Here is a 25,103-nt window from a genome sequence, read left to right as displayed (position 1 = left end):
TCGGAGAGAGAAGCCGTGTCCGCTGAATTCCCGTACGTTCGCCCGCGCCGGCTGCGGCAGAGCCCGGCGATGCGCCGACTGGTCGCCGAGACCCGGCTGCACCCGGCGGAGCTGGTCCTGCCGCTGTTCGTCCGCGAGGGTGTCAGCGAGCCCGTCCCGGTCTCCTCGATGCCGGGCGTGGTCCAGCACACCCGCGACACCCTGCGCAAGGCCGTCGTCGAGGCGGCCGAGGCGGGCCTCGGCGGCGTCATGCTGTTCGGCGTCCCGGCCGTGCAGGACGCGATCGGCAGCGAGGGCACCAACCCGGACGGCATCCTCCAGCGGGCGATCCGGGACGTGGTCGCCGAGGTCGGCGACGCCCTGGTGGTCATGTCCGACCTCTGCCTGGACGAGTACACCGACCACGGCCACTGCGGGGTACTGGCCGCCGACGGCAGCGTGGACAACGACGCCACCCTGGAGCGCTACGCCGAGATGGCCCGGGTGCAGGCCGACGCGGGCGTCCACCTGGTCGGCCCGTCCGGCATGATGGACGGTCAGATCGCCGTCATCCGGCGGGCGTTGGACGAGGCGGGGCACCAGGACACCGGCATCCTCGCCTACACCGCCAAGTACGCCTCGGCCTTCTACGGCCCGTTCCGCGAGGCAGTCGGCTCCTCGCTCAAGGGCGACCGCAAGGCCTACCAGCAGGACCCGGCCAACGCCCGCGAGGCGCTGCGCGAGCTGGAGCAGGACCTCGCCGAGGGCGCCGACCTGGTGATGGTCAAGCCGGGCATGGCCTACCTGGACATCCTGCGCCAGATCGCCGACGCCTCCCCGGTGCCGGTCTCCGCGTACCAGGTGTCCGGCGAGTACGCGATGGTCGAGGCCGCCGCCGCGAACGGCTGGATCGACCGGGAGCGGATGATCATGGAGACGCTCACCTCGCTCCGCCGGGCCGGCGCCGAGCAGATCCTCACCTACTGGGCCGTCGAGGCCGCCGGGATGCTCAAGTAGCGGACCCCGCACAGCGGAAGGCCGGGCCACCCCCCGACGGGGGCGGCCCGGCCTTCCGGCTGTTACTTCCAGCCGTTGATGTGCGCGAAGCCCTCGCCGCCGCCCACCAGGTCGGTCGCGGTGGCGGCGCCGCCACCGAAGCCGCCGGCGACGACGTCGGAGGTGTGGCCGACGCCCCACTCCATCCCGGCCACGAACGGCTGGTCGCCGGAGGCGACGATGCCGCCGCCGCCCGCCAGGCCGACGTGGGCGAACGCCGGGGTGGCGGCACCCGCGAGCGCGAGCGCGGCGGTGGCGGTCAGGGCGGCCTTGGCCAGCTTGCTCTTCATGGATCTGCCCTCTCTGTGGGGGCGCCCCGCGGGCGCCCTTGCTCTGACTGGTGATCACCTCGGCCGCCCGGCCGACGTCGCACGCGCCGGTCCGGACGGACGGTCACCCGGTCGGCCGCAGTGGTTCGGCGGCCGGGCCGGACACCTCGGTCAAGCCCGGAGGGCCCGGGGAGACCATCCTCCCCGGGCCCTCCGTCCGTGCCATGCCCCTTGATCAGCCGATCAGGTGCGAGACACCCGCGTCGCCCGAGGACTGGGTGTTCTGGCCGACGTTGCAGATCTGCTTCGGGGTGCTGTTCAGGACGGGCACCTCGACCGGAACCGCGACGCCGACGACGGCGACGGCGATGTTGTGGACCTCCGGCAGGCAGATGTTCGCGTTGTCCAGGGTGTGGAAGTTCGGGCTGCCGTTGCCGTGGGTGCCGGTCTGGTTGGTGCCGCCGTTGCCCTGGACGGAGGTGGCGGCGCCGTCCGAGTCGACGATGGCGGAAGCCGAGCCGGCGGACATCGCGATGGCGGCGGCGGCCAGACCGGCGGCGGCGAGGGACTTCTTGATCATTTCCGGTTTTCCTCTCGAGGGTGAATCGGGGAGCGATTCGGGGGTGGTTCAGGGGGTGGTGCGGTGGAGGGCTGTGGGAGCGTCAGCCGACCAGGTGGGACACGCCCGCGTCGCCGTGGCTCTGGGTGCCCTGGCCCTGCGTGCAGTACTGCTTGCCACCGCTGTTGGCGATCGGGACCTCGACCGGGACGGCCACACCCAGAACGCCGACGGCGATGTTGTGGATCTCGGGGAGGCAGACGTTCGCGTTGTCCAGGAAGTGGAAGTTCGGGCTGTTGTTCCCGACCGTCCCGGTGAAGTTGGTGCCGCCGTTGCCCTCGATGGAGGCGGCCGCGCCGTCCGCGTCACCGATGGCGGAAGCGGGTGCGGCGGCAGCGGCCAGCGCGGCGACGGCCAGGCCGGCGGCGGCGAAGGACTTCTGGATCATGGGGAGATCCCTCTCTGAAATGCTTTCGGTTTCCGTGCGTAGCAACGCGTCGAACGCTCAGACCCGGTCTGCAGTCACTGACGTCCAGATCAAAGAATGACGGCACGGAAGGTTACGGGGATTTTTGAAAAGAGTCCGGGAGGCGCGTCCGGGAGTGGTTTCCGGTCGGATTATTAGGCCGAACCGGCTAACGCCCGCAATCCGAACTCCTGGTCACTCGTTGCGCAGATTGCTTTCCGGCTGCGGGCACCGCAGTCCTCCCCGATAGAACTCCGCTACTGGACCACCAGGACGTCCCCAGTACGGACAGGCAGAACGGTGAAAAGCATGAAGTTCTCCAAGCGGGCCGGCGCGATGCTGCTGGCGGTCGGTGCGGGCGTGCTCGCCTCCCAGGGAGCGGCCACCGCCGCCCCGGTGAGCCCCGACCAGGTCGGGGCCCTGGAGGACAAGCTGTCCACCCAGCAGGTCCCGGCGGACGTGCCGCTCACCCCGCTGGGCAGCCACGTCACGGCCGGCATCCCGACCTCGCTGGTGATGCCGCCGGCGTCCGGCCGCACCACCGACAACGGGCTGCTCCCGGACCACCTGGTGCCCCAGCTGGCCACCGGCAAGGTCGGCCCGAGCGCCAAGGCCCAGCTGCCGCTGCCGCTGGTCGACCAGGGCGCCGACCTCGGTCAGGTGCTGCTGGAGGCCCCGGCCGCGCCGCTGCAGGCCAAGACCCCCGGCCTGGACGTGGGCAAGCCGCTGGCGCTGGTGCACGACGGCACCGGCCAGCTCGCCGACGGCCGGCTCCGGGTGGACGAGGTGGACCCGCACCTGGTGCCCGGCGCCGTGCAGACCGTCCCCGGGGCCACCGCGAGCCTCGGCGGCGACGAGAGCCGGCTCTCCGTCACCGACGAGGTGAACGACCTGGCCGACACCACCACCGCGACGGCCACCGGTGTGCTGCGGCAGACCGACGCGACCGGCACGGCCACCTCGACCGCCACCGGCCTCGTCCAGCAGAGCGGTCTGGTCGACCTGGCCCGGCTCTGAGCCCGATCGGAGCCGGCGCTGAGCCCGCGCCGGAGCCCGGCACCCCTGGTCACCAGGCGGGGTGCCGGGCTCCGGCGCGTCCGCGTCCTCAGCCGGGCAGGACGCCGGACAGCCCGCCGACCAGCGGGAGGTCCTTGACGCCGCCGCCCGCGCTCAGCGGTCCGGTCAGCGTCCCGGTGCCCACCGGGGCCAGGCCCTGGTCCGGCTGGACGGTCGCACCGTTGTTGAGCACGTCGGCCGAGGAGTTGGCCCACGGGTCCAGACGCAGGCTCTTGATCGGCGCGACGCCGTAACCGAGGCCGGACGTCGTCCCGTTCAGCGCCTGCCCGACGTCGGTCTTGGCCAGGGTGGCCGGGCCGGCCGCGGGCTGCGGGCCCGAGCCGGTGGTGGTGGCGGCCTGCGCCGAACCGGCGCCGAGCAGCACCACGGCGCCCACGGCGGCGGCCAGCCCGGCCCCGCCCTTCTTCGAAACCATGCGGATCACCCTTCGGTGGAGTGGGGCGCGGCCCGACGAAACCCGGGAGACCGGCCCTGGGGTTCCGGACGTCCCGTCCGGGGATGCCGAACTGCCCCCCGGCCGGCTGGTCGGGGGGCAGTACGGCCGAAACGCGTGCCGATCGGGGATCAGCAGTCGTCCGCGGGCTGCGGGTGCATCTCCACGTTGGCGCAGCTGTTGCCGAAGGCCGGGTTCAGCGCACCGATCACGTCGATGGAGTTGCCGCACAGGTTGAGCGGGATGTGCACCGGGATCTGGATCTGGTTCCCGGAGGCGACACCGGGGGAGCCGGCGGCGACGCCCTCGGCGCCCGAGCTGGCGGCGGCGGAGCCGGCCGCGCCCAGGATCAGGCCGGCGGCGGCGGCGGAGAGGACGGCTGCCTTCTTCACGTTCTGCATGGGGTTGATCTCCTCGATCACACACGGGTGGAGCGTGCCGCGCCCCGGCGCTGCGGGGCGCGGCACGGGCTCGGTGAATCAGCTGTCGCCGGGTCGGCGACCGCGGGTTCAGCCGGCGTTGAGGCAGCTGTTGCCGAACGCCGGGTTGAGCAGGCCGATGACGTTGATGCTGTTGCCGCAGACGTTGACCGGAATGTGCACCGGGATCTGGATCTGGTTGCCGGAGAGCACGCCGGGGGAGCCGGCGGCCACGCCCTGGGCGCCCGAGCTGGCGAACGCGCCGCCGGCGGCACCGAGCACCAGGCCGGTGGTGGCCAGGGAGAGGGCAGCGGCCTTCTTGAGGTTGCGCATGTCTTTCCTCCGATTTCTGCCCGACGGAAGGTGAATGTCGGGAAACGGGCGAGTAGGAATACTCACCCGAAGGCTTCATGGATTGCCGTGATTGTCACTCCGGCGGCGCACACCGGCGTGTTCCGCCCATGGCTCGGGCGTCGACGCGGCCGCCGCGTTCTTCCAGCGCCTCGCGAACATTTCCCGCACGGCCGGGAACGGTTCGGGCGGAGGCGCGACCAGGAATTCCCGGTCAGGCGTTCAGGCGATGTCGCCGAACGCCGGGTTCTGGGGGGCCCGCCACGTCGACCGACTTGCCGGTGGCCTCGGTGCCGTCGAGGCCGTGGGCGAGCTGCGCATGGGCGGTACTCGATTCATTGAGCAGGGCCGGGTGTTCCGTCTTCGTCAGGGAGAACGAGGCAGTGCGCGAGGGGAAACGGTCCGGTCCGGTGATCACCCGAATGCCGGTCGAGGGTCGCATTGGGCCAGACGGGTGACAGTGCGGGCGCCGTCGCAACCGGTCCGGACGGGCCTCGTTCTAGATGTCGCACTCCCCGTGCATCTCTGTTGATCAGTCAGGAGGCTCGCATGAGCATCAAGAAGACCGCCGCCGTCGGCGCGGCCGTGGTGGGCATCGTGGCCGCCGGCGCCGGCACCGCCATGGCCAGCTCCGGCGCCGAGGGTGTCGCCGCTGGTTCCCCCGGTGTCATCTCGGGCAACCAGATCCAGGTTCCGGTGCACGTGCCGGTCAACCTGTGCGGCAACACCATCGACATCGTGGGTCTGCTGAACCCGGCGTTCGGCAACCACTGCGCCAACCTGGGCTGAACCCACGACCGGTTCGGCCGGTGAGAGCCGCCGTTCCGCGCTTCCCTCCTGGGGCGCGGAGCGGCGGCTTTTTCGCTGCCGCCGGACTGTCCCGGGGTCAGTTCCCGGTGCTGTCACGAGCCTTGTTGTACTACTTGTCAGTACCTAGAATGTGAGACCTGCTCACCTTTTCGGCACTTCTCCTGCTCCGCACCGCTCGGCACCCCCGGCCGGACGGTTCCCCCACCCCCGCAAGGAGTCGCGTGTGATCAGGTTCCGCACGTCCGCGGCGCGGCGGGCGCGAACGGGCTCGTCCCGGTCCGCCGCCCTGCTCGCCACCGGCGTCCTCATCGCCACCCTCGGCCTGGCCGGCGCCCCGGCCGCCCTCGCCGACAACGCCCCGGCGCCGGATCCGGCCGCCACCCGCCCCGCCGCGATCGTCGCCCTCGGCGACAGCGCCATCTCCGGGGAGGGCGCCGGCACCGACACCAACGACGGCTACTTCCCGGAGACCGACACCCCGACCAACTACTGCCACCGCCACCCCAAGTCGGAGATCTTCACCACCGACATCCCCGGCGTCACCCCGATCGACCTCGCCTGCTCCGGCGCCCAGACCGGCGACCTGGTCAGCGACCCCGCGCTGGCCAAGATCACCGGCGGCGGCAGCGGCGACTTCGGCGAGCCCAAGCAGGACGTCAAACTCGCCGACACGGCAAGCAAGTACGACGTCAAGATGGTCGTCGTCACGATCGGCGCCAACGACGACTTCGACTTCAGCGGCATCATGATGCACTGCCTCGCCCAGTACTTCCCGATCCCCAAGGACCAGGGCTGCCGGGACACCATCGGCAGCGACGAGATCCGCCGGCGGGCCCAGGCCGTCCAGCCGAAGGTCGTCGCCGCGCTGCAGAACATCCGGCAGACCATGCGCAAGGCCGGTTACGCGGACACCTCGTACCAGCTGGTCTACCAGTCGTACTTCAACCCGATCACCCCGGACATCCGGCGCAACGACTACCTCGGCAAGATCACCGACGGCTGCCCGGCCTTCCCCGAGGACCTCGCCTGGGGCCACGACTGGGTGGTGCCCACGTTCAGCGACGCACTCCGCGGCGCGGCTGAACAGGTGCCCGGCGTACGGTACTTGGACCAGCGCAGGGTCGCCTTCGGTCACGAGGTGTGCGCGGAGTGGACGACCTCGCCGTACGAGTACAGCAACGGCGACGTCATCAACCTCTCCGAGTGGGCCCGCAACGGCTGCGACTCGCAGATCGGCATCCCCGGGCTGTGCATGAACATGGTCCGCCAGTCGTACCACCTGCGGGTGGCCGGCTACCGCGGTGAGGGCGTCTGCCTCGGCCAGTTCTTCGCCAAGCCCGACCAGGCGGAGGCGTACTGCACGCTCAACCAGCAGAACACCACCTCGATCCAGCCGCTCACCCCCGGGAAGCCCTTCGGCGACACCCCCGAGGACGGCTCCTGGTACCAGCTCACCAACGCGGCCACCGGCAACGCCCTCGACCTCACCGGCGGCGGCAGCTACGGCGACTCCACCAACGGCCGGGCCGCCATCAGCTACCCGGCGACCGGCGGGCTGAACCAGTCCTTCGTCCTGGAGGCCAAGGCCGGCGGCAGCTACGAGCTGGACTTCAGCGGCAACCGCGACATGTGCCTGGACGCCAGCGCGGCCGCCACCGCCCCCGGCACCCGGATCCAGCAGTGGGGCTGCAACGGCGGCGCCAACCAGCACTGGGTCTTCACGCCGGCCGGCAACGGCAACTACAAGATCGCCGACTCCGCCGACCCCACCAAGGTCCTCGCCGCCGGCACCACCCTCGACGCCAAGGGCAACCCCTACGTCGAACTCGCCACCGACACCGGCGCCCCCGCCCAGCTCTGGCAGCTCACCAAGCTCGGCATCGTCTACCTCCACAGCTGACCACCCCGTCAGGCCGTCGCTGCCCCCACCCGGACGGCGACGGCCCCACCCACCGGGTACGGCGTCTCGACCGGCAGCAGTGCCCGGTCCCGCTCCCGCCGCACCCGGTCGGCCAGCGCGGTGACGTCCGTGATCCGCCGGATCCACTCGTCCGCGTACCGCCGCACCGCCTCGCCGGACAGCCCGACCTGGATGGTGCGCCACTCCAGCGCCCCGAGGTCAGGCCCGCGCTCCGGATCCCACTGCACCCGCACCGGGCTCTGCCGCAGCTCCCGCTTCCAGGCCGCCCGCGACACGTGCACCCGCCCGGTGTAGCCGCTCAGCACGGCCCGCTCCAGCGCCCAGTCGAAGCCCTCCCGGCTGATCTCCAGCGCGAGCACCCGCTCCTGGCCCGGGCTCCGCCCCCAGTCGCTGCGGTGCATCATCCAGAGGAACGAGGGCTTGATCCAGGTCATCCGGTCCCGCGAGAACGCCTCCGGGAACCGCCCCTCGGCCGCCGCCGGTTCGGCGATCAGGGGCGGGAAGGCCTGGTAGACGGTGATGGTGTCGGCGGTGTGGCGGGCCCGGATCTGCTGCTTCGGCGGCTGGGTGGACATGGGCCGCATCGTCGTGGCCGACGCCCACCGGGCGCCACGGGTTTTCGGGGTGGGCGGGGACGGTCGGGGGGCCGGGGGTGTGCCGTAGGCTCTCGGGAACGTCGTTGCGCCGGAGCCGCGCGCACCATGAGTGGGGCGGGGAGTACCCAGAGCAGATGAGCACGGCATCGAGCACCGATTCGTCCAGTACCGAGCCGTCCAGCGCCGAGCCGGTGGCCGTCGCGGAGGAGCGGGCCGAGGAGCGGGCGGGCCGTGCGCCCGGTCGCTTCATGGCGCTGGTGGACCGCTTCGCACCCGCGGTCGGCGCGTACGCGGTGGTCAAGGCGATCGGCCTGACGGTCTTCCTGCTGCTGCTGGAGCACACCGGCGACTACCTGAAGAAGCAGGTCGGCCGGGGCGGCGGCGCCCACTCCTGGGACGTGCTGGGCACCTGGGACGGCGTCTGGTACCAGCGGATCGCCGAGAACGGCTACGACCCGCAGCTGATTCCGCTGCACGGCTTCCCGCTGGCCACCTACTACGAGAACTCCTCCGCCTTCTTCCCGCTGTACCCCTGGCTGATGCGGCTGGTCGGCGCGGTCACCGGGCTCGGCCCGTACGGCTCCGGGATCGTGGTCTCGGTGCTGGCCTCGCTGGTCGCGGCGGCCGGGATCTTCGCGATCGCGGAGCGGCTCGCCGGCTTCCGGGCGGGTGTGATCGCCGCGGTGATCTGGGGCCTGTTCCCGGGGTCGGGTGTGGAGTGGGCGGTCTACTCGGACTCGCTGTTCGTCGCGCTGTCCGCCTGGGCCTGCTACTGCGTGATGACCCGCCGCTGGGTGGCGGCCGGCCTGATCGCGCTGGTCGCCGGTCTCAACCGGCCGACCGCCGCCGCGCTGATCGCGGCGGTCTCGATAGCGGCGCTGGTCGCGCTGGTCCGCCGCACCGACGGGGTGGCCCGCCCGCTGACGGCGATGCTGATCACCCCGTGGGGCCTGTTCGGCTACGTCGCCTGGGTGGGCTGGCGGATGGGCGACTGGGGCGGCTACTTCAAGCTCCAGCGCGGCGCCTGGAACCGCTACTTCGACTTCGGCGCCTCCACCGCGCGCACGGTGATGGACGTGATCACCGGCCACTGGGACTTCTGGCAGTCCAATCCCGTCCCGGACCTGATCGCGATCGCCCTGCTGATCGCCCTGCCGGGGCTGCTGGTACTGCTCCGGCAGGCCCGTCCGCCGCTGGTGCTGTGGGTCTACACCGCGCTGACCGTCTTCACCGCGCTGAGCAGCAACCAGATCTTCGGCAACATCTCGCGCTACCTGCTGCCGGCCTTCCCGCTGTTCATCGGTCTGGCGGTGGCGCTGCGCCGGCTGCGGACCTCCTCGCTGGTCGGGCTGCTCGCGATGCCGGTGATCGCGGCGGGCTGGTACGCGGGCTATGCGCTGTTCGAGTTGGGTATTCCGTAACCCCGGTGTTGGTTGGCTACGGGATCATCCGGCAGCAGACGGGCCGTTGCTAACCTCGGACGTATGACGACGACCCCGCCCGTGCGGCAGATCCGCGACATCTCCGGCCTGCTGGACCACGCGAGCCACGTGCTGGCGACCCGGATGGCGGCCGCCTTCACCGCGCTCGGGATCACCCCCCGCGCGTACTGCGTGCTGTTCCACGCGCAGGAGGCCGAGCGCACCCAGATCCAGCTGGCCGAGCTGGCGGACCTGGACAAGACCACCATGGTGGTCACCGTCGACGAGCTGGAGAAGGCGGGCCTGGCCGAGCGCCGCCCGTCCGCCACCGACCGCCGGGCCCGGATCATCTCGGTCACCGAGGCGGGCGAGCGCGCCGTCGTGCGGGGCACCGCGATCGCCGACCAGGTGCACCGGGAACTGCTGGAGTCCCTGCCGCAGCCGGAGCAGCAGGCCTTCGTGTCGGCCCTGACCCGGCTGGTGGACGGGCACCTGGCGGAGCCGGTCGAGAGCGAACGGACCGTCCGGCGCGCCCGCCGCGCCCGCGGGTGAGCCGCGCCCGGGATCTGCTCCCGAGATAGATAGTCCCGAACAAAACAATCTGATAGCGTCCTTCCCGGTACTCGACGAACCGGGAGACCCGCCATGACCACGCACGCCCCGGCCGCGCCCGACAGGGCGCCCGCACCCCCTGCCCGCTCCCGCGCACTGGCCCTCGCGGTGCTCTGCGCGGGCATGCTGATGATCATCCTGGACGGCTCGATCGTCACCGTGGCCCTGCCTGCCATCCAGGACGACCTGCACTTCTCGCCCGCCGACCTCACCTGGACGGTCAACGCCTACCTGATCGCCTTCGGCGGGCTGCTCCTGCTGGCCGGCCGGCTCGGCGACCTGATCGGCCGCAAGCGGGTCTTCGTCGCCGGACTCGCCCTCTTCACCGCCGCCTCGCTGCTCTGCGCCCTCGCCACCTCGCAGGCGATGCTGATCGCCGCCCGCTTCCTCCAGGGCGTCGGCGGCGCGCTGGCCTCGGCCGTCAGCCTCGGCATGATCGTCACGCTCTTCCCCGAATCCGGCGAGCGCGGCCGCGCGATCGGCGCGTTCAGCTTCGTCGGCGCGGCCGGCGCCTCGATCGGCCAGGTCCTCGGCGGGGTGCTCACCCAGGCCCTCGACTGGCACTGGATCTTCCTGATCAACTTGCCGATCGGCCTCGCCGCCGCCCTGCTGGCGGTCCGGGTGCTGGCGCCCGACCGCGGCCCCGGCCTGCGGGCCGGCGTCGACGGCCTGGGCGCCGCGCTGATCACCGCCGCCCTGATGCTCGGGATCTACACCATCGTCGGCACCGGCGAACACGGCTGGGCCTCGGCCCGGACCTCCCTGCTCGGCGCGCTCGCGCTCGCCCTGCTGGCCGCCTTCACGCTGCGTCAGGCCCGGGCCGCCCGGCCGCTGCTCCCGCTGCGGATCTTCCGTTCCCGCGGCCTCGCCGGCGCCGCCGCGGTGCAGGCCCTGATGGTCGGCGGGATGTTCGGCTTCCAGGTCATGATCGCGCTCTACCTGCAGAACGTCCGCGGGTACGGCGCCGCCGCCACCGGCCTCGCGATGCTCCCGGCGGCCCTCACCGGCGGCGCCGTCTCGCTGCTGCTCTCCGCCCGGCTGAACGTCCGCTTCGGCGAGCGCCGGATGCTGCTCACCGGCCTCGGGCTGCTGCTCGCCGGGCTGACCCTGCTGACCAGGCTCCCCGCCGACGCCGACTACGTCCTCGACGTGCTGCCCACCATGCTGCTGATCAGCGGCTTCGGCCTGGCGATCTCGGCGCTCACCGCCCTCGCCATGGCGGGCGTCGACCCGCGCGACGCGGGCACCGCCTCCGGCCTGTTCGGCACCGCCCAGCAAGTCGGCGGCGCGCTCGGCGTCGCCGTGCTCAGCGCCCTCGCCACCGGCCGCGCCCACGCCCTTGCCGACGCCGGCCGGCCCGTCGCGGAGTCGCTCACGGCGGGCTTCCGGCTCGCCTTCACGGTGGCCGCCGGACTGCTCGCGCTGGCCCTGCTGCTGGCCTCGGTGCTGGTCAGGCCCGCCGTCAGGACATGACGGAGGGTCAACTTGTCGCACCCTGGTTCGTGTTCACCGACCCGGGGTGCGCGGGTGCTACGGCCAGACCAGGCAGTACAGCTGGTGTCCGGCGTCGTGCAGCCGGTTGGCGAAGTCCTGCCACTCGTGCAGCATGCTGTAGATCACGAAGGCGTCGCGCGGCCCGCGCCGGTCCGGCACGGTGGACCAGATGAAGGCGGCGGCGCCGAGTTCGGTCTCGTCGGCCTTGCGGAGCGGTTCGACCACGTTGTGCGGGAGTTGGACGACGGCGTAGTCGGGGTGCAGCACCACGAGTTCCAGCGGCGGCACCTGGTGCAGCGGGACGCCCTGGATGCCGGTGAGGACCATGGCGCTCATGGTCTCCGGTTTGATCTTGGTGGAGAGGTGGCCGGTGGGGGAGCCGCTGGTCTCCATCAGGTCGCCGAGCCGCCCCAGCGCGCCGAGCTCACCGGCGTCCAGGCCGAGTCCGCCCGGGCCGAGGGCGGTGGGCACTCTGGCGGCGGTCGCGCGGTCCGGTGCGCCGAAGTACTTGTACGTCACCCCCACGCGTCCCTCACCCCGCCTCTCGCCGCCGCGGCGACCCCGACCCGTACCCGCTCCCGTACCCCCGCGTGCGGTTTCGGCGGGCCTGCGGGGGCCACCCGCTGCCTCGTCGAAGCCGTCCTGCGCCTCGGACACTCGGACCATCCTCACCGGAATTCGCCGGAATCGACAGACCCCCGCACGCCCGGCGTCCCGCCGGACGTGCTCCTTACCCGTCATGCGCCGCCGTACCCACTCGCGGGCCCTACCCACTCGCGGTACGCGGCAGTCCTCTCCACACCCCTGCACACAACCGGAGCGCTCGCGCACTCTGTGCACACAGTCTGACTGGTCCGCGTCGCGGAACAGTCAGCGGCCCCGCCCGTAGACGACCGTCGAGGACGACCGTCAGGGACCACCGTACAGACAACGGTGCCCGGATCATCGTTCCAGATGATCGGGCTGGACATGCAGAGCTCAAGGACACGATTTGAGACCATGTCTCCCGTGAGCTACCCCTACGAAGCCCCCCAGTCCCAGTCGCTGTTCGATCGTGCCTCCGTGGTCACGCCCGGCGGCGTCAACTCCCCGGTGCGCGCCTTCCGCGCGGTCGGCGGCACGCCGCGCTTCATGGTGTCCGGCGCCGGCCCCTACCTCACCGACGCCGACGGCCGCGAGTACGTCGACCTGGTGTGCTCGTGGGGTCCGATGATCCTCGGCCACGCGAACCCCGCCGTGGTCGACGCCGTCCAGCAGGCGGTCTCCCGCGGCACCTCCTTCGGCACGCCCGGCCAGGGCGAGGTCGAGCTGGCCGAGGAGATCGTCGCCCGGGTCGCCCCGGTCGAGCAGGTCCGTCTGGTCTCCTCCGGCACCGAGGCCACCATGTCCGCGATCCGGCTCGCCCGCGGCTTCACCGGCCGGGCGAAGGTGGTCAAGTTCGCCGGCTGCTACCACGGTCACGTGGACGCGCTGCTGGCCGCCGCCGGTTCCGGCGTGGCCACCTTCGGCCTGCCGGACACCCCGGGCGTCACCGGCGCCCAGGCCGGCGACACCATCGTGCTGCCGTACAACGACCTGGCCGCCGTCGAGCGGGCCTTCGCCGCCCACCAGGGCGAGATCGCCTGTGTGATCACCGAGGCCTCGCCCGGCAACATGGGCGTCGTCCCGCCGCTGCCCGGCTTCAACGCGGGCCTGGCCCGGCTCTGCCGGGACAACGGCGCGCTGTTCGTCTCCGACGAGGTGATGACGGGCTTCCGCGTCTCCAAGGCCGGCTGGTACGGCCTGGAGGCGGCGAACGAGGGCTGGGCGCCGGACCTGCTGACCTTCGGCAAGGTCATGGGCGGCGGCTTCCCGGCCGCGGCCTTCGGCGGCCGCGCCGACGTGATGGCCCACCTGGCCCCGGCCGGTCCGGTCTACCAGGCCGGCACCCTGTCCGGGAACCCGGTCGCCACCGCGGCCGGCCTGGCCCAGCTGCGCGGCTGCACCGACGAGGTGTACGCGACGGTGGACCGGGTCTCCGCCGAGATCTCCGGCCTGGTGTCCGAGGCGCTCACCAAGGAGGGCGTGGCGCACCGGCTGCAGACCGCCGGGAACATGTTCTCGGTGTTCTTCACCGACGCCGCCGTCACCAACTACGACGAGGCCAGGACCCAGGAGGCGTACCGTTTCACCGCCTTCTTCCACGCGATGCTGGCCGAGGGCGTCTACCTGCCGCCGTCCGCCTTCGAGTCCTGGTTCGTCTCGGCGACCCACGACGCCCGGGCGATCGAGCGGGTCGCCGCGGCCCTCCCGGCCGCCGCCCGCGCCGCCGCCGCCGCAACGGCCTGAGTTCAGGAGTAGTCGAGAAGTGAGCGCGAAAGAGATCACCGTCGTCCATGTGATGCGCCACGGTGAGGTGCACAACCCGGAGGGCGTCCTGTACGGGCGGCTGCCCGACTACCACCTGTCCGAGCTGGGCCGGCAGATGGCCGACCGGGTCGCCGAGGACCTCGCCGGGCGGGACATCACCCACGTGGTGGCCTCCCCGCTGGAGCGGGCTCAGGAGACCGCCGAGCCGATCGCCAAGGCCCACGGCCTGGACGTCGCGGTGGACGGGCGGCTGATCGAGGCGGAGAACGTCTTCGAGGGCAAGACCTTCGGCGTCGGCGACGGCTCGCTGCGCAACCCGGGCTACTGGAAGTACCTCACCAACCCGTTCAAGCCGTCCTGGGGCGAGCCGTACATCGACCAGGTGGTGCGGATGATGGGCGCGCTCGGCGCCGCCCGGGACGCCGCCCGCGGGCACGAGGCGGTCTGCGTCAGCCACCAGCTGCCGATCTGGATCCTCCGTTCCTTCGTGGAGCGCCGCCGGCTCTGGCACGACCCGCGCAACCGGCAGTGCTCGCTGGCCTCGCTGACCAGCTTCACCTTCGAGGGCGACAAGATCGTCTCGGTCGGCTACCGCGAGCCGGCCCGCGACCTGCTGCCCGCGCACCTGGTCGGCAAGGGCCGCAAGGGCGACAAGCCGGTGGGCAAGAGCTTCGGCGCGTGAGGCCGTAAGCGGTGCGTAAGTATGACTTCGGGTCACCTGGCGAGCGCCGGGTGACCCGAAGTCTTCGCAGCTCAGACGGGGTGCGGCGCGCAAGGTAGGACCCCGGCGAACCCGCTCGGAACTCCATGCGAAACTTTTCACATGTCTGCCATGAGGCGCCCCCGTCCCCGTGTCGCCGCAGCCGCCGCCACAGCCGCCGCCGCTGCGCTCGTCCTCACCGGCTGTTCCTCCTCGGGCTCGTCGAGCAGCAGCGAAGGACAGGTCGGTTTCGTCACCGTCAAGGGGACCAACCTGGCGAAGGCGGACGCCGGCAAGCGCGGAGACGCGCCGGACATCACCGGGGAGACCCTGGAGGGCAACCAGGTCAAGCTCTCGGACTACCGCGGCAAGGTCGTGGTGCTGAACGTCTGGGGCTCCTGGTGCGGACCGTGCCGAGCCGAGGCGAAGAACCTCCAGGCCGTCGCGGACGAGTACAAGGACAAGGGCGTCCAGTTCCTCGGCATCAACACCCGGGACACCGACAAGACCAACGCCGTCCGCTTCGAGCAGGAGCAGGGCGTCTCCTTCCCGAGCATCTTCGACCCGGCCGGCACCCAGCTGCTCAAGTTCCCCAGGAACAGCCTCAACCCGCAGTCCATCCCGACCACCCTGGTCGTCGACCGCGACGGCAGGCTGGCCGCCCGCGCCGTCGGCGGGACGACCCAGGAGGCGCTGGAGTCGATCGTCCAGCCGGTGGTCGCGGAGCAGCAGCAGTGAGTGGGCCGCTGCCACCCGCCGGACTCCCGCTGACCGGACTCCCGCTGGCCGACACCTTCACCACCGTGCAGAGCGGGGCGCTGCTCGCCGCGGCGCCGGTCGCGCTGGCGGCCGGGCTGGTGTCGTTCTTCTCGCCCTGCGTGCTGCCGCTGGTGCCCGGCTACCTGTCGTACGTGACCGGCTTCTCCGCCGCCGACCTCGCCGACGCCCGCGGCGCCAGGCGCGGCCGGATGCTGCTCGGGGCGACGCTGTTCATCCTCGGCTTCACCGTGGTCTTCGTCTCGGGCGGGGCGCTGTTCGGCCAGTTCGGCAACACCCTGCAGGAGCACAAGCGGGTCATCTCGATCGTGCTCGGCGCCCTCACCGTGGTGATGGGCCTGGCCTTCATGGGCCTCGTCCCCGGCCTGAGCATGCGTGAGGTGCGCTCGCACCGCCGTCCGGCCGTCGGCCTGCTCGGCGCGCCGCTGCTGGGCATGGTGTTCGGCATCGGCTGGACGCCCTGCATCGGCCCGACCCTCGCCGCCGTCCAGACCCTCTCCCTGAACCAGGCGGACGCGGCGCGCGGGGCCCTGCTGATGGTCTTCTACTGCCTGGGCCTCGGCGTACCGTTCATCGTGGCCGCGCTGGCCTTCCGCCGGGCGCTGGGCGCCTTCGGGTGGGTCAAGCGGCACTACCCGCTCGTGATGCGGATCGGTGGCGGCATGCTCGTCGCGGTCGGTCTGCTGCTCGTCACCGGGGTCTGGGATTCCTGGATGAGCGAACTGCAGTCCTGGACCGCCGACTCCCAGATCGGAATCTGACCGTGAGCAAGACCACGACCGATACCGAGCTGCCCCCGGCGCCGGACGACACCGCCGCCGAACGGCTCAGCACCGCGCCGGTCGAGTCCGATGGACCGATCGGCATAGGGGTGCTCGGCTGGGCGCGCTGGATGTGGCGTCAGCTGACCTCGATGCGGGTCGCGCTGATCCTGCTGTTCCTGCTGTCGCTGGCCGCCATCCCGGGCTCGCTGATCCCGCAGAACGGCCAGAACCAGTTCAAGGTGCAGACCTGGAAGGCGCAGCACACCACGGTCGCGCCGATCTACGAGAAGCTCCAGCTGTTCGACGTCTACAGCTCGGTCTGGTTCTCCGCGATCTACATCCTGCTGTTCGTCTCGCTGGCCGGCTGCATCATCCCGCGCACCTGGCAGTTCGTCGGCGTGCTGCGCTCCCAGCCGCCGGCCGCGCCGCGCAACCTGACCCGGATGCCGGTATACGCGGCCTGGCGCACCGGGGCGGACCCGGAGCGGGTGAACGCCGCCGCCCACCGGCTGCTGCGCAAGCGCGGCTTCCGGGCCAACCTGGCCGGCGGCTCGGTGGCCGCCGAGAAGGGGTACCTGCGCGAGGTCGGCAACCTGCTGTTCCACCTGTCGCTGTTCGCGCTGCTCGGCGGCTTCGCCTGGGCCAGCCTGGCCTCCGGCACCGGCGGCAAGCTGATCGTCGAGGGCCAGGGCTACTCCAACACCATCACCCAGCTCGACGACTTCACCGGCACCCGGTTCTACGGCAACCAGGACCTCGACCCCTTCTACCTGAAGCTCGACGACTTCACCTCCAAGTTCCAGAACACCGGTGACCAGATGGGCGCCGCCCGGCAGTTCACCGCGAACGTGGAGTACTACCAGGGCAGCGACGAGTCGAAGCTGAAGAAGGGCTCGATCGAGGTCAACCACCCGCTGGAGATCGGCGGCAGCAAGGTCTACCTGATCGGCCACGGCTACGCCCCGGTGATCACCGTGAAGAACGGCAAGGGCGACGTGGTCTACCACGACGTCGTGCCGTTCCTGCCGCAGGACGCCAACCTGACCTCGACCGGCGTGGTGAAGGTCTCCGACTACGGCGTCGGCCCGGACGGCAACAAGACCCAGCTGGGCTTCTCCGGCTTCTTCCTGCCGACCGCCCCGCTGAGCTTCGCGGGCACCGGCCCGATCTCGCTGTTCCCCGGCGACGCCGCCCCCGAGCTGGTGCTGAACGCCTTCTCCGGCGACCTCGGCACCGACTCCGGCCTGCCGCAGAACATCTACCAGCTGAACACCGCCCGGCTCACCCAGATGAAGCAGGACGACCAGCCGGCCAAGGCCCTGCTCAAGCCCGGCCAGGCCTGGGAGCTGCCGGACGGCTACGGCACCGTCACCTTCGAGGGCTACAAGCAGTGGGCGAGCTTCAACGTCTCGCACCGCCCCGGCAACGAGATCGCGCTCACCGGCGCCGTCCTGGCGATCCTCGGCCTGATCGGCTCACTGTTCATCCAGCGTCGCCGGATCTGGGTGCGGGCGGTGGCCCTGCCGGGCGGCGGCACCCAGGTGGAGCTGGCCGGGCTGGCCCGCAGCGAGTCGGCGAAGATCGCCGAGGAGCTGGCCGAACTCGCGGTGGACCTCCAGGACGACGCCCCGGCGTCGGAGGAGGACCCCCCGGGGTCGGCGGAGGCCGCGGACGAGGAGACCGGCGCGACACCCGAGGGCCCCGCACCCGGGGGCCCCGCACCCGAACAGCCCGCAGCAGAAGACCCCGCAGCAGAAGACCCCACAGCCCCTGCCGACCAGAACTCCAAGGAGTAGACGGTGCACCTCGCCTCGGGAGTCGACCCACACCTGGCCGACCTCTCCAACAAGCTGATCTATTCGGCGATGGCGGTCTACACGATCGCCATGTTCGCCCACATGTTCGAGTGGACGTTCGGCAGCAAGGGCGCGGTCGCCGTCCGCTCCAAGGAGCAGTCGGGCAACCTGGCCGAGACCGTCGCCGCCGCGGAGCCCAAGGCCGCCAAGAAGGTCACCGTCACCGTGGCCGGGGCGAAGGGCGGCACCACCACGCTCACCCGCACTGTCCTGGCGGGCGAGGGCGCGACGGTGGTCACCGGCGGCCGCGGCGACGAGGACGTGGACGGCCCGGGCGCGGCCGGCACCAGCGAGAAGGCCGACCTGGCCGGCCGGATCGCGGTCTCGCTGACCGTCCTGGCGGTGCTGCTGCACGGCGGCGGCATCGTCGCCCGCGGCCTCTCGGTGTCCCGCTGGCCGTGGGGCAACATGTACGAGTTCTCCTGCGCCTTCGCCTTCGCGATGACGGCCGCCTACCTGGTGCTGCTGGCCGCGCGGAAGAACGTCCGCTGGCTCGGCCTGCCGGTCGCCGTCGCGGTGCTGCTGACCCTCGGCATCGCCACCCAGGTGCTGTACACCGACTCCGAGCAGCTCGTCCCGGCGCTGCACTCGTACTGGCTGGCGATCCACGTCTCCACCGCGATCTTCTGCGGCGGCGCCTTCTACGCGGCGTTCATCGCCACACTGCTGTACCTGGGCAAGGACTCCTTCGACAAGCGCATGGCGGCCGGCCTGACCACCGGCCCGCTGGGCACCGCACCCTCGATCTGGCGCCGGCTGCCCGCCGCGTCCACCTTCGACAAGCTGTCGTACCGGATCAACGCCCTGGTCTTCCCGCTGTGGACGTTCACCATCATCGCGGGCGCGATCTGGGCCGAGGCCGCCTGGGGCAAGTACTGGGAGTGGGACCCGAAGGAGACCTGGTCGTTCATCACCTGGGTCGCCTACGCCTGCTACCTGCACGCCCGCGCGACGGCCGGCTGGAAGGGCCGCAAGGCCGCCTACCTGGCGCTGGCGGCCTTCGCCTGCTGGCTCTTCAACTACTACGGCGTGAACATCTTCGTCACCGGCAAGCACTCGTACGCGGGGATCTGACCGGGGCACCCACCCATCGGCCCGGCTTTCCACAGGAGGTGGCCGGGCCGAGGTGTAACGGGGTAGTGCGTGCCGGCCGCCCGTGCCGGTACGGGGAGGAACGAGGAGGAGATCGCGCAATGGAGTGCGACGAGGTCATGCTGACCGTCCGAATCACCGCCGCCGAGCAGCTGCTGCTCCGTCGGCTCGCCCAAGGGCACCGGAGCGACGTGTCCGAAGTGGTGGCCGACGCTCTGCTGGACATCATCCCCACGCTCAGCGCGCCGGGGGACGCCTACCGGCTGCTGAGCGCCCTCGCGACGCCGGCGCCGTGCGCGCTGACGGTCTGGCTGCCGACCGCGCTGGCCGACCTGCTGGCGCCCGGCGCGGCCCGGATCGCCCAGATCACCGACGTCCGGATCGAGTCGGCCAGCGCGGCGCTGGGCGCGGCGCTGCGGCTCTGGCTGGCCCAGGACCCGGTCCGGCTGGCGGCCAACCTCAGCGTGATGCACGCCGGGCGGCGGCCGGCCGCCCTGGTGGCCGCCTGACGGAGGCGGGTGGGGCTCAGCCGGCCAGCGGCAGCAGTCCCGGTACGGCGGGGCGGCCCTCGAAGGCGTCCCGCCGGACCGGCACCCGCGGACCGTCCACCGGCTCGGCGAGCAGTCGGCACTCGGCCGCCGTCCGCCCGTCCTGGTCCAGCCGGACCAGGACGGGGGTGCGGCGGCCGTCCGGTGTCCGCTCCCGGACGGCCCGCACGTAGCAGGGCCGGTCCAGTTCGATGTAGCGCTCGAAGGAGGTCACCAGCTCGACCGGCGCCACCGGCTCGGGGTGGTGCAGTCGCTGGGCGGCCTGCCGGGCGGCCTCCAGCACCAGCATCCCGGGCACGTGGTCCAGCTCGTGGTCGAACAGCACCGGGTGCCGGGCGTCGGCGCGCAGCAGCCAGGTGTCCGGCCGCAGGGTCGGGCTGAGCACCACGTCCGTGGGCTGGGCCCGGCCGACGAGTTCGGGCGCGGCGGGTTCGGGCGGCAGCGGCGGGGTGACGGCGTGCCGGCCGGGGCCGCGCAGCCGCTCGTACGAGGCGGGGGTGATCACCCGCAGCTGGCCGGAGCCGTGGCCGATCCGCAGGCCGTCCCGGGTGATCTCGGCGTGCACCCGCAGCGAGGCCAGCCGGCCGTGCCGCATCCGGACGTCCTGGCAGCCGACGGTGAGCATCAGCGCCGCGGGGCCGCCGGTGACGGCGAGGCCCGGCAGGCCGGCCTCGCCGAGCGCGTAGCCGAGGTCCTCCATGACGAAGTGGTGGTCGCGCGGCACTCCGAAGCCGGCGTGGCCGATCAGCAGCCCGGCCTGCCGGACGGTCTCGGCGATCAGCACCGGGTCGTGGTAGCGGTCCCCGGGCAGCCGGTAGAAGCCGTGCAGCCGGGGCCACTGGGCGCCGAGCAGGAAGTCGTACGGGCCGGTGGCCTGCCAGCCGGTGAGGAAGACCTCGGAGACCGCGGCGCGGTGCACCAGGTGCCGGGAGACGGTCCGGTCGTGGAAGTCGTAGCCGGACGGGGGGCCGGGACGGGGGCCGGGGTTGGCGTACGGGCCGAGGGAGTCCGGCTCTACGATCAATGGCATGACTGGCCCCAGCTCCAGGGTGTCGGTCGAGCGTCCGCACGGACGCCCCACAGCAAAACATACATACCACCCGGTTTGTCTTCTGTGGCCGGGGGTGGACCCGCCGCCAGGCCCGGACAGACCACGCTACCTGGCCCCTGGTCTGCGGTGATGCTTGAAACGGGGGAGGGCAGACCTTGGGCGGGGGGAGGTCCCCCCTGGACGGCGGGGTCGACATAGGCGCTAGATTAGATACCAACCATGCGGTTTCGGCCAGTGCCGTCCGCATGCGAGGCGCCGCCTCCGACCGAGGGCGCGCCGACAGCAGCCGGGTGGGGCGGGGAGCGCGTCCGGCGGAGTCCGGAGGGGTCAGTGGTCAAGCAGGAACGCGCGGGGCGGACCAGGCAGGCCGTGTTGCTCGCCGCCGCGGACGCCTTCGCGGGGGTCGGATTCGAGGCCGCGAGCCTGGTCGACATCAGTCGCCGGGCCGGGGTGAGCAAGGGCGCCCTCTACTTCCACTTCGTGTCCAAGCAGGCCCTGGCCGACGGAGTGCGGACCGCCGCCGGGCGGGAGATCGGTGCGGCCGCCCTGCGCGCGCTGCGCTCCGAGGACCGGGCCGTCCAGGGGCTGATCGACTTCTCGTACGAGCTGGCCCGGCTGCTGCGCGAGGACGTGGTGGTGCGGGCCGGTGTCCGGCTCGGCCGCCAGGGCCCGCGCCCGGACGGCGGCCCGGGCGGGCCGGACACCGCCTGGCGCAGCCTCGCCGCCGTCGTCCACCGCCTGCTGGACCGCGCCGAGCGGGCCGGCGAACTGCGCCCGGGGGCGGACCGGCGGGCCTGCGCCGAGCTGCTCACCGCGGTGGTGGCCGGCCAGGTGCTGCTGGCCGCCGAGGAGACCGGCAGACCGGCGCCGGAGGCCGTCCGGCGGCTCTGGACGGCCGCGCTGCCCGCCCTGGTGGGACAGGACGACTGCGCCGGGTACCGGGTCTAGCGCCCGCCGGCCGGGACCAGCCGCGCTCGGCGACGCTCGGCCGTGTTCCGCGACGCTCAGCCGTGTTCGGCGACGCTCAGCCGTGTTCGGCGACGCTCGGCCGTGCTCGGCGGAGCTCAGCCGCGTTCGGCGACGCTCAGCCGGGCGAGCGCGTGCGGCTGGACCAGCCCCGGCAGGATCAGCGTCCACAGGTCGGCCATCCGCTGGATCAGGTCCTGCCGGTCGGCCAGCACCTGGGAGCTCAGCTGGATCCCGGTCACCGCGCCGGTGATCACCCCGGAGGCCGCGGCCAGGTCGACCCCCGGGTGGAGGTCGCCGGCCTCCCGGGCGCGCTCCAGCAGCCCCCGGACGAGGTCCATCCAGCCCTGGTAGGCGGCGATCTGCGGCTGGGTGAAGCTGCCGTGCTCGATCGTCAGCCGGATGCTGCCGCGCACCAGCGGGTCCTCCTGGAGTGCGCGGGCGAACGCGTACCCGAGGTCGATCAGGGTCTGCACCGGGCTGTCCGAGGTCGGCTCCCAGGTGGCGATCCAGGCGCCCTGGCCCTCGATCACGGCGAGCGCCAGCTCTTCCTTGGAGTGGAAGTGGAAGTACAGCGCGCCCTTGGTGACGCCGGCCCGGTCCAGGATCTCGGACATCGTGGCGGCGGCGTAGCCCCGCTCGTCGAACACCTCGGCCGCCGCGAGGAGTACCGTCTGGCGGGTCGCCAGCGCGCGGGCCTGCCTGGCCATCGCAGCCTCCCTGGAAAGTTCTCTACCTCGGCAGCCGCCGATCCTATGGGGGCCGACGGGGCGACGGGCTCGAAACCGTCCGGTAGGTATCCTACCGAGCCGCTTCGGGCCCGGTCGGTCGGCCACGAACGGCGGGTGCCCGCCGCCGGACCGGCCGCGGGCACGCTCCGGCGGGGCCCGCCGGACGGCCCGACGGCCGGTCACCCGAAGGGGGTGACCGGCCGTCGGGGCCTGTCTTCGGTGCCGGGGCACGGAACCGTCAGGCGGCCTGCTGCCAGCTGACCGGGGAGTAGTACGCCGGGCGGCGCTCCAGGCGCTGCCAGCTGGCGATCGGCTCGACCTGCGCGGCGGCGGCCTGCTGCGCGACGGCGGCGCGAGCCGCCAGCACGGCGGTGAGGGCGGCGAGTTCCTCGTCGGAGAGGCTGCCGCGGACGATACGGACGAGAGGTTCGGCGGAAGCGGTCATGTCCTGGTTTCTCCCCCGGTTGGTGTGGCGTGCGGTGGTGGTCGGTGCGGTCCGCAGCGGCGGTCCGCAGCGCTACATCGGCGGGTTGCCGTGCTTGCGGCTCGGCAGGTCGGCGTGCTTGGTGCGGAGCATCGCCAGGGCGGAGGCGATCACCTGGCGGGTCTCGGCCGGGTCGATGACGTCGTCCACGAGGCCGCGCTCGGCCGCGTAGTACGGGTGCATCAGCTCGCTCTTGTATTCCTTGATCTTCTGGGCGCGCATGGCGTCCGGGTCCTCGGCGCCGTTGATCTCGCGGCGGAAGATGACGTTGGCGGCGCCCTCGGCACCCATCACCGCGATCTCGTTGGTGGGCCAGGCGTAGGACAGGTCCGCACCGATGGAGCGGGAGTCCATGACGATGTAGGCGCCGCCGTAGGCCTTGCGCAGGATCAGCGAGATGCGCGGCACGGTGGCGTTGCAGTACGCGTACAGCAGCTTGGCGCCGTGCCGGATGATGCCGCCGTGCTCCTGGTCGACGCCGGGCAGGAAGCCGGGCACGTCCAGCAGGGTGACCAGCGGGATGTTGAAGGCGTCGCACATCTGGACGAAGCGCGCGGCCTTCTCGCTGGCGTTGATGTCCAGCACGCCGGCCAGCGACTGCGGCTGGTTGGCGATGATGCCGGTGACGTGGCCGTCGACCCGCGCCAGCACGCACAGCACGTTGGTGGCCCAGCGCTCGTGGACCTCCAGGTACTCGCCGTGGTCGACGATCTCCTCGATGACCTTGCGCATGTCGTACGGGCGGTTGCCGTCGGCGGGCACCAGGTCCAGCAGGCTGTCGTTGCGGCGCTCGACCGGGTCCTCGCTGACCACGGACGGCGGCATCTCGCGGTTGTTCTGCGGCAGCAGCGACAGGAGGTAGCGGACCTCCTCGATGCAGGACTGCTCGTCGTCGTAGACGAAGTGCGAGACGCCCGAGACGCCGGCGTGCACGTCGGCGCCGCCCAGGCCGTTCTGGCTGATCTTCTCGCCGGTGACGGCCTGGACCACGTCCGGGCCGGTGATGAACATCTGCGAGGTCTCGCGGACCATGAAGACGAAGTCGGTCAGCGCGGGGGAGTACGCGGCGCCGCCGGCGCACGGGCCGAGCATCACCGAGATCTGCGGGATGACGCCGGAGGCCTTGGTGTTGCGCTGGAAGATGCCGCCGTAACCGGCCAGGGCGGTGACGCCCTCCTGGATGCGGGCGCCGGCGCCGTCGTTCAGCGAGACCAGCGGGGCACCGGCCGCGATGGCCATGTCCATGATCTTGTGGATCTTCTGCGCGTGGGCCTCGCCCAGCGCGCCGCCGAAGATCCGGAAGTCGTGCGCGTAGGTGAAGACGGTGCGCCCGTGCACGGTGCCCCAGCCGACGATCACGCCGTCGGTGTGGGGCTTCTTGGCCTCCAGGCCGAAGCCCTGGGCGCGGTGCCGGCGCAGCGGCTCGACCTCGCGGAAGGAGCCCTCGTCCAGCAGCAGGTCGATGCGCTCGCGGGCGGTCAGCTTGCCCTTCGCGTGCTGGGCCTCCGTGGCCTTGTCGCTCGGGCCGCGGCGCACCTTCTCGCGGAGCTCGTGGAGCTCGGCGACCCGCCCCTTGGCGTCGACCGGGACCTCGGGGACCTCGCCGCCGACCGGCGCCTCATGCACAACCGTCATCTCGAACCACTCCAAGGGTGAGGGAACTGTCCGACAGCCAACGTCTGCTGTGCCCCCAGCTGCGAATCAACTTCTTCACTTATGACTGTACGAGGGGCCGTGCGCTGGTTTCGGCGTCGATTCCGTACAAGGTCGAGTTCGTTTAGCTGTCAGGCCTGTACAGAAGCAGCCGGTTCGAAGGCTGTGCGCTCGGTGTCCGTTCGAATACCGGGGGTTGTCGGGCAGGTGATGGTCCGATGATCTGAGCATGAAGAAAAGCGCAGGTCAGGGCCGTCTCACAGCACTGTAGGACGGCCGTCTAGGGTACGGCTCAAGCGGTGCTCAATCCCGGCGCCGGGAAGGACCCGATACGCGCCAGAGGGTTCACAGTCGTAGGGAAGCGCCAAAAACGCCACAGCCCACCCGTGGGTGCCCGGGTGGGCTGTTCGAGGGAGCGGCCGAACCGCTCCGATCAGCTCTTTCGTCCGTCCTCGGGCTCTTCCCCGCCACGCAGTTCCTGCTCCCGGCGGCGCAGATCGGCCTCCCACTGCCGGAGCATGTCCTCGTGGTCCTTGTCGCCCTTGTGCAAGGACCCGCCCTTCTGCGGCGGCTCGCCCTTCCCCGACGACTCGTTCCCCAGGGACGCCAGGAACTCCGGATCGTCGTCCGGCGCCACCTGCCGCCCGCCGCGCGGGGCGCCGAACCCCG

General features: G+C 71.9%; 28 protein-coding genes and 1 pseudogene. 15 read left to right on the top strand and 14 right to left on the bottom strand.

Annotated elements, in window-relative coordinates:
* Positions 1–15: 15 nt before the first annotated feature.
* Positions 16–996, top strand: coding sequence for a porphobilinogen synthase (gene hemB, locus BG452_RS43085; protein WP_188309840.1), 981 nt, complete (start codon positions 16–18; stop codon positions 994–996).
* A 62-nt stretch (positions 997–1,058) separates the two neighbouring features.
* Here the strand turns inward: hemB and BG452_RS43080 are convergent, their stop codons facing one another.
* From BG452_RS43080 to BG452_RS43070, 3 genes are all read right to left on the bottom strand, one after another.
* The gene (locus tag BG452_RS43080; RefSeq protein ID WP_188309839.1) at positions 1,059–1,325 is read right to left on the bottom strand and encodes a hypothetical protein; all 267 of its coding nucleotides are present in this window, start codon (positions 1,323–1,325) and stop codon (positions 1,059–1,061) included.
* 214 nt (positions 1,326–1,539) lie between these two features.
* Complete coding sequence (locus BG452_RS43075) at positions 1,540–1,884, bottom strand: rodlet layer protein (RefSeq protein ID WP_188309838.1); 345 nt, start codon at positions 1,882–1,884, stop codon at positions 1,540–1,542.
* 82 nt (positions 1,885–1,966) lie between these two features.
* Positions 1,967–2,311 carry a hypothetical protein gene (locus tag BG452_RS43070; RefSeq protein ID WP_031063477.1) on the bottom strand — a complete coding sequence of 115 codons (345 nt, stop codon included), beginning with the start codon at positions 2,309–2,311 and terminating at the stop codon, positions 1,967–1,969.
* A 327-nt stretch (positions 2,312–2,638) separates the two neighbouring features.
* Between BG452_RS43070 and BG452_RS43065 the strand changes: the two genes are divergently transcribed.
* Complete coding sequence (locus BG452_RS43065; RefSeq protein ID WP_188309837.1) at positions 2,639–3,346, top strand: hypothetical protein; 708 nt, start codon at positions 2,639–2,641, stop codon at positions 3,344–3,346.
* 88 nt (positions 3,347–3,434) lie between these two features.
* Here the strand turns inward: BG452_RS43065 and BG452_RS43060 are convergent, their stop codons facing one another.
* The 4 genes from BG452_RS43060 to BG452_RS43045 form a co-directional block, all read right to left on the bottom strand.
* Entirely contained in the window at positions 3,435–3,821 is a 387-nt protein-coding gene (locus tag BG452_RS43060; RefSeq protein WP_188309836.1) for a hypothetical protein, read from the bottom strand.
* Between the two features lie 149 nt (positions 3,822–3,970).
* Positions 3,971–4,240, bottom strand: coding sequence for a chaplin (locus BG452_RS43055; RefSeq protein ID WP_188309835.1), 270 nt, complete (start codon positions 4,238–4,240; stop codon positions 3,971–3,973).
* 108 nt (positions 4,241–4,348) lie between these two features.
* On the bottom strand, positions 4,349–4,591 hold the full coding sequence (locus BG452_RS43050; RefSeq protein WP_188309834.1) for a chaplin: 243 nt from the start codon (positions 4,589–4,591) through the stop codon (positions 4,349–4,351).
* A gap of 232 nt (positions 4,592–4,823) precedes the next feature.
* A complete protein-coding gene (locus tag BG452_RS43045; RefSeq protein ID WP_188309833.1) occupies positions 4,824–5,027 on the bottom strand; it encodes a hypothetical protein in 204 nt (67 codons plus the stop codon).
* Positions 5,028–5,158: 131 nt separating this feature from the next.
* Between BG452_RS43045 and BG452_RS43040 the strand changes: the two genes are divergently transcribed.
* Together BG452_RS43040 and BG452_RS43035 are read left to right on the top strand one after the other, a co-directional pair.
* Positions 5,159–5,398, top strand: coding sequence for a chaplin (locus BG452_RS43040; RefSeq protein ID WP_188309832.1), 240 nt, complete (start codon positions 5,159–5,161; stop codon positions 5,396–5,398).
* Positions 5,399–5,642: 244 nt separating this feature from the next.
* Positions 5,643–7,319 (top strand): RICIN domain-containing protein, encoded by a 1,677-nt coding sequence (locus tag BG452_RS43035; RefSeq protein WP_317621510.1) that lies wholly within the window; start codon positions 5,643–5,645, stop codon positions 7,317–7,319.
* A gap of 8 nt (positions 7,320–7,327) precedes the next feature.
* Here BG452_RS43035 and BG452_RS43030 read toward each other — a convergent pair whose 3' ends face one another.
* Positions 7,328–7,915: a DUF4291 domain-containing protein gene (locus BG452_RS43030; protein ID WP_188309831.1), complete on the bottom strand. Its 588-nt coding sequence runs from the start codon at positions 7,913–7,915 to the stop codon at positions 7,328–7,330.
* 155 nt (positions 7,916–8,070) lie between these two features.
* Here BG452_RS43030 and BG452_RS43025 point away from each other — a divergent pair, with 155 nt between their 5' ends.
* From BG452_RS43025 to BG452_RS43015, 3 genes are all read left to right on the top strand, one after another.
* Positions 8,071–9,357: a glycosyltransferase family 39 protein gene (locus BG452_RS43025; RefSeq protein WP_188309830.1), complete on the top strand. Its 1,287-nt coding sequence runs from the start codon at positions 8,071–8,073 to the stop codon at positions 9,355–9,357.
* A gap of 63 nt (positions 9,358–9,420) precedes the next feature.
* The gene (locus BG452_RS43020) at positions 9,421–9,909 is read left to right on the top strand and encodes a MarR family winged helix-turn-helix transcriptional regulator (RefSeq protein WP_188309829.1); all 489 of its coding nucleotides are present in this window, start codon (positions 9,421–9,423) and stop codon (positions 9,907–9,909) included.
* 93 nt (positions 9,910–10,002) lie between these two features.
* On the top strand, positions 10,003–11,442 hold the full coding sequence (locus BG452_RS43015) for a DHA2 family efflux MFS transporter permease subunit (protein WP_188309828.1): 1,440 nt from the start codon (positions 10,003–10,005) through the stop codon (positions 11,440–11,442).
* A gap of 57 nt (positions 11,443–11,499) precedes the next feature.
* On the opposite strand, the gene BG452_RS43010 is transcribed toward BG452_RS43015, so the two are convergent.
* Positions 11,500–12,129, bottom strand: coding sequence for a hypothetical protein (locus tag BG452_RS43010; RefSeq protein ID WP_411293105.1), 630 nt, complete (start codon positions 12,127–12,129; stop codon positions 11,500–11,502).
* A gap of 333 nt (positions 12,130–12,462) precedes the next feature.
* On the opposite strand from BG452_RS43010, the gene hemL reads away from it, so the two are divergent.
* From hemL to BG452_RS42975, 7 genes are all read left to right on the top strand, one after another.
* The gene (gene hemL / locus BG452_RS43005; protein ID WP_188309826.1) at positions 12,463–13,791 is read left to right on the top strand and encodes a glutamate-1-semialdehyde 2,1-aminomutase; all 1,329 of its coding nucleotides are present in this window, start codon (positions 12,463–12,465) and stop codon (positions 13,789–13,791) included.
* A 52-nt stretch (positions 13,792–13,843) separates the two neighbouring features.
* Entirely contained in the window at positions 13,844–14,494 is a 651-nt protein-coding gene (locus BG452_RS43000; protein WP_188309849.1) for a histidine phosphatase family protein, read from the top strand.
* Between the two features lie 141 nt (positions 14,495–14,635).
* Positions 14,636–15,250, top strand: a complete 615-nt coding sequence (locus BG452_RS42995) for a TlpA family protein disulfide reductase (protein ID WP_188309825.1) — start codon at positions 14,636–14,638, stop codon at positions 15,248–15,250.
* Positions 15,251–15,279: 29 nt separating this feature from the next.
* Complete coding sequence (locus BG452_RS42990; RefSeq protein WP_188309848.1) at positions 15,280–16,050, top strand: cytochrome c biogenesis CcdA family protein; 771 nt, start codon at positions 15,280–15,282, stop codon at positions 16,048–16,050.
* A gap of 2 nt (positions 16,051–16,052) precedes the next feature.
* On the top strand, positions 16,053–17,849 hold the full coding sequence (locus BG452_RS42985) for a cytochrome c biogenesis protein ResB (protein WP_317621509.1): 1,797 nt from the start codon (positions 16,053–16,055) through the stop codon (positions 17,847–17,849).
* 3 nt (positions 17,850–17,852) lie between these two features.
* Entirely contained in the window at positions 17,853–18,983 is a 1,131-nt protein-coding gene (gene ccsB, locus BG452_RS42980; RefSeq protein ID WP_188309824.1) for a c-type cytochrome biogenesis protein CcsB, read from the top strand.
* 119 nt (positions 18,984–19,102) lie between these two features.
* Positions 19,103–19,510, top strand: coding sequence for a hypothetical protein (locus BG452_RS42975; protein WP_188309823.1), 408 nt, complete (start codon positions 19,103–19,105; stop codon positions 19,508–19,510).
* Between the two features lie 16 nt (positions 19,511–19,526).
* Here the strand turns inward: BG452_RS42975 and BG452_RS42970 are convergent, their stop codons facing one another.
* Positions 19,527–20,579 carry a ScbA/BarX family gamma-butyrolactone biosynthesis protein gene (locus BG452_RS42970; RefSeq protein WP_188309822.1) on the bottom strand — a complete coding sequence of 351 codons (1,053 nt, stop codon included), beginning with the start codon at positions 20,577–20,579 and terminating at the stop codon, positions 19,527–19,529.
* A gap of 351 nt (positions 20,580–20,930) precedes the next feature.
* Between BG452_RS42970 and BG452_RS42965 the strand changes: the two genes are divergently transcribed.
* A complete protein-coding gene (locus BG452_RS42965) occupies positions 20,931–21,548 on the top strand; it encodes a ScbR family autoregulator-binding transcription factor (RefSeq protein ID WP_188309821.1) in 618 nt (205 codons plus the stop codon).
* 116 nt (positions 21,549–21,664) lie between these two features.
* On the opposite strand, the gene BG452_RS42960 is transcribed toward BG452_RS42965, so the two are convergent.
* The 4 genes and pseudogenes from BG452_RS42960 to BG452_RS42945 all read right to left on the bottom strand — a co-directional run.
* Positions 21,665–22,276 (bottom strand): ScbR family autoregulator-binding transcription factor, encoded by a 612-nt coding sequence (locus tag BG452_RS42960; RefSeq protein ID WP_188309820.1) that lies wholly within the window; start codon positions 22,274–22,276, stop codon positions 21,665–21,667.
* 259 nt (positions 22,277–22,535) lie between these two features.
* Positions 22,536–22,742, bottom strand: coding sequence for an acyl-CoA carboxylase epsilon subunit (locus BG452_RS42955; protein ID WP_188309819.1), 207 nt, complete (start codon positions 22,740–22,742; stop codon positions 22,536–22,538).
* Positions 22,743–22,814: 72 nt separating this feature from the next.
* Positions 22,815–24,416: an acyl-CoA carboxylase subunit beta gene (locus BG452_RS42950; protein WP_188309818.1), complete on the bottom strand. Its 1,602-nt coding sequence runs from the start codon at positions 24,414–24,416 to the stop codon at positions 22,815–22,817.
* Between the two features lie 451 nt (positions 24,417–24,867).
* Positions 24,868–25,103, bottom strand: a pseudogene (locus BG452_RS42945) (hypothetical protein); the annotation flags it as partial.

Origin of the sequence: Streptomyces sp. CBMA123 (genome assembly GCF_014596465.1) — a bacterium.
Taxonomy (GTDB): domain Bacteria; phylum Actinomycetota; class Actinomycetes; order Streptomycetales; family Streptomycetaceae; genus Kitasatospora.
The sequence above is the reverse complement of the archived record's forward strand: the minus strand, read 5'-3'. Positions and strand labels throughout refer to the sequence as shown.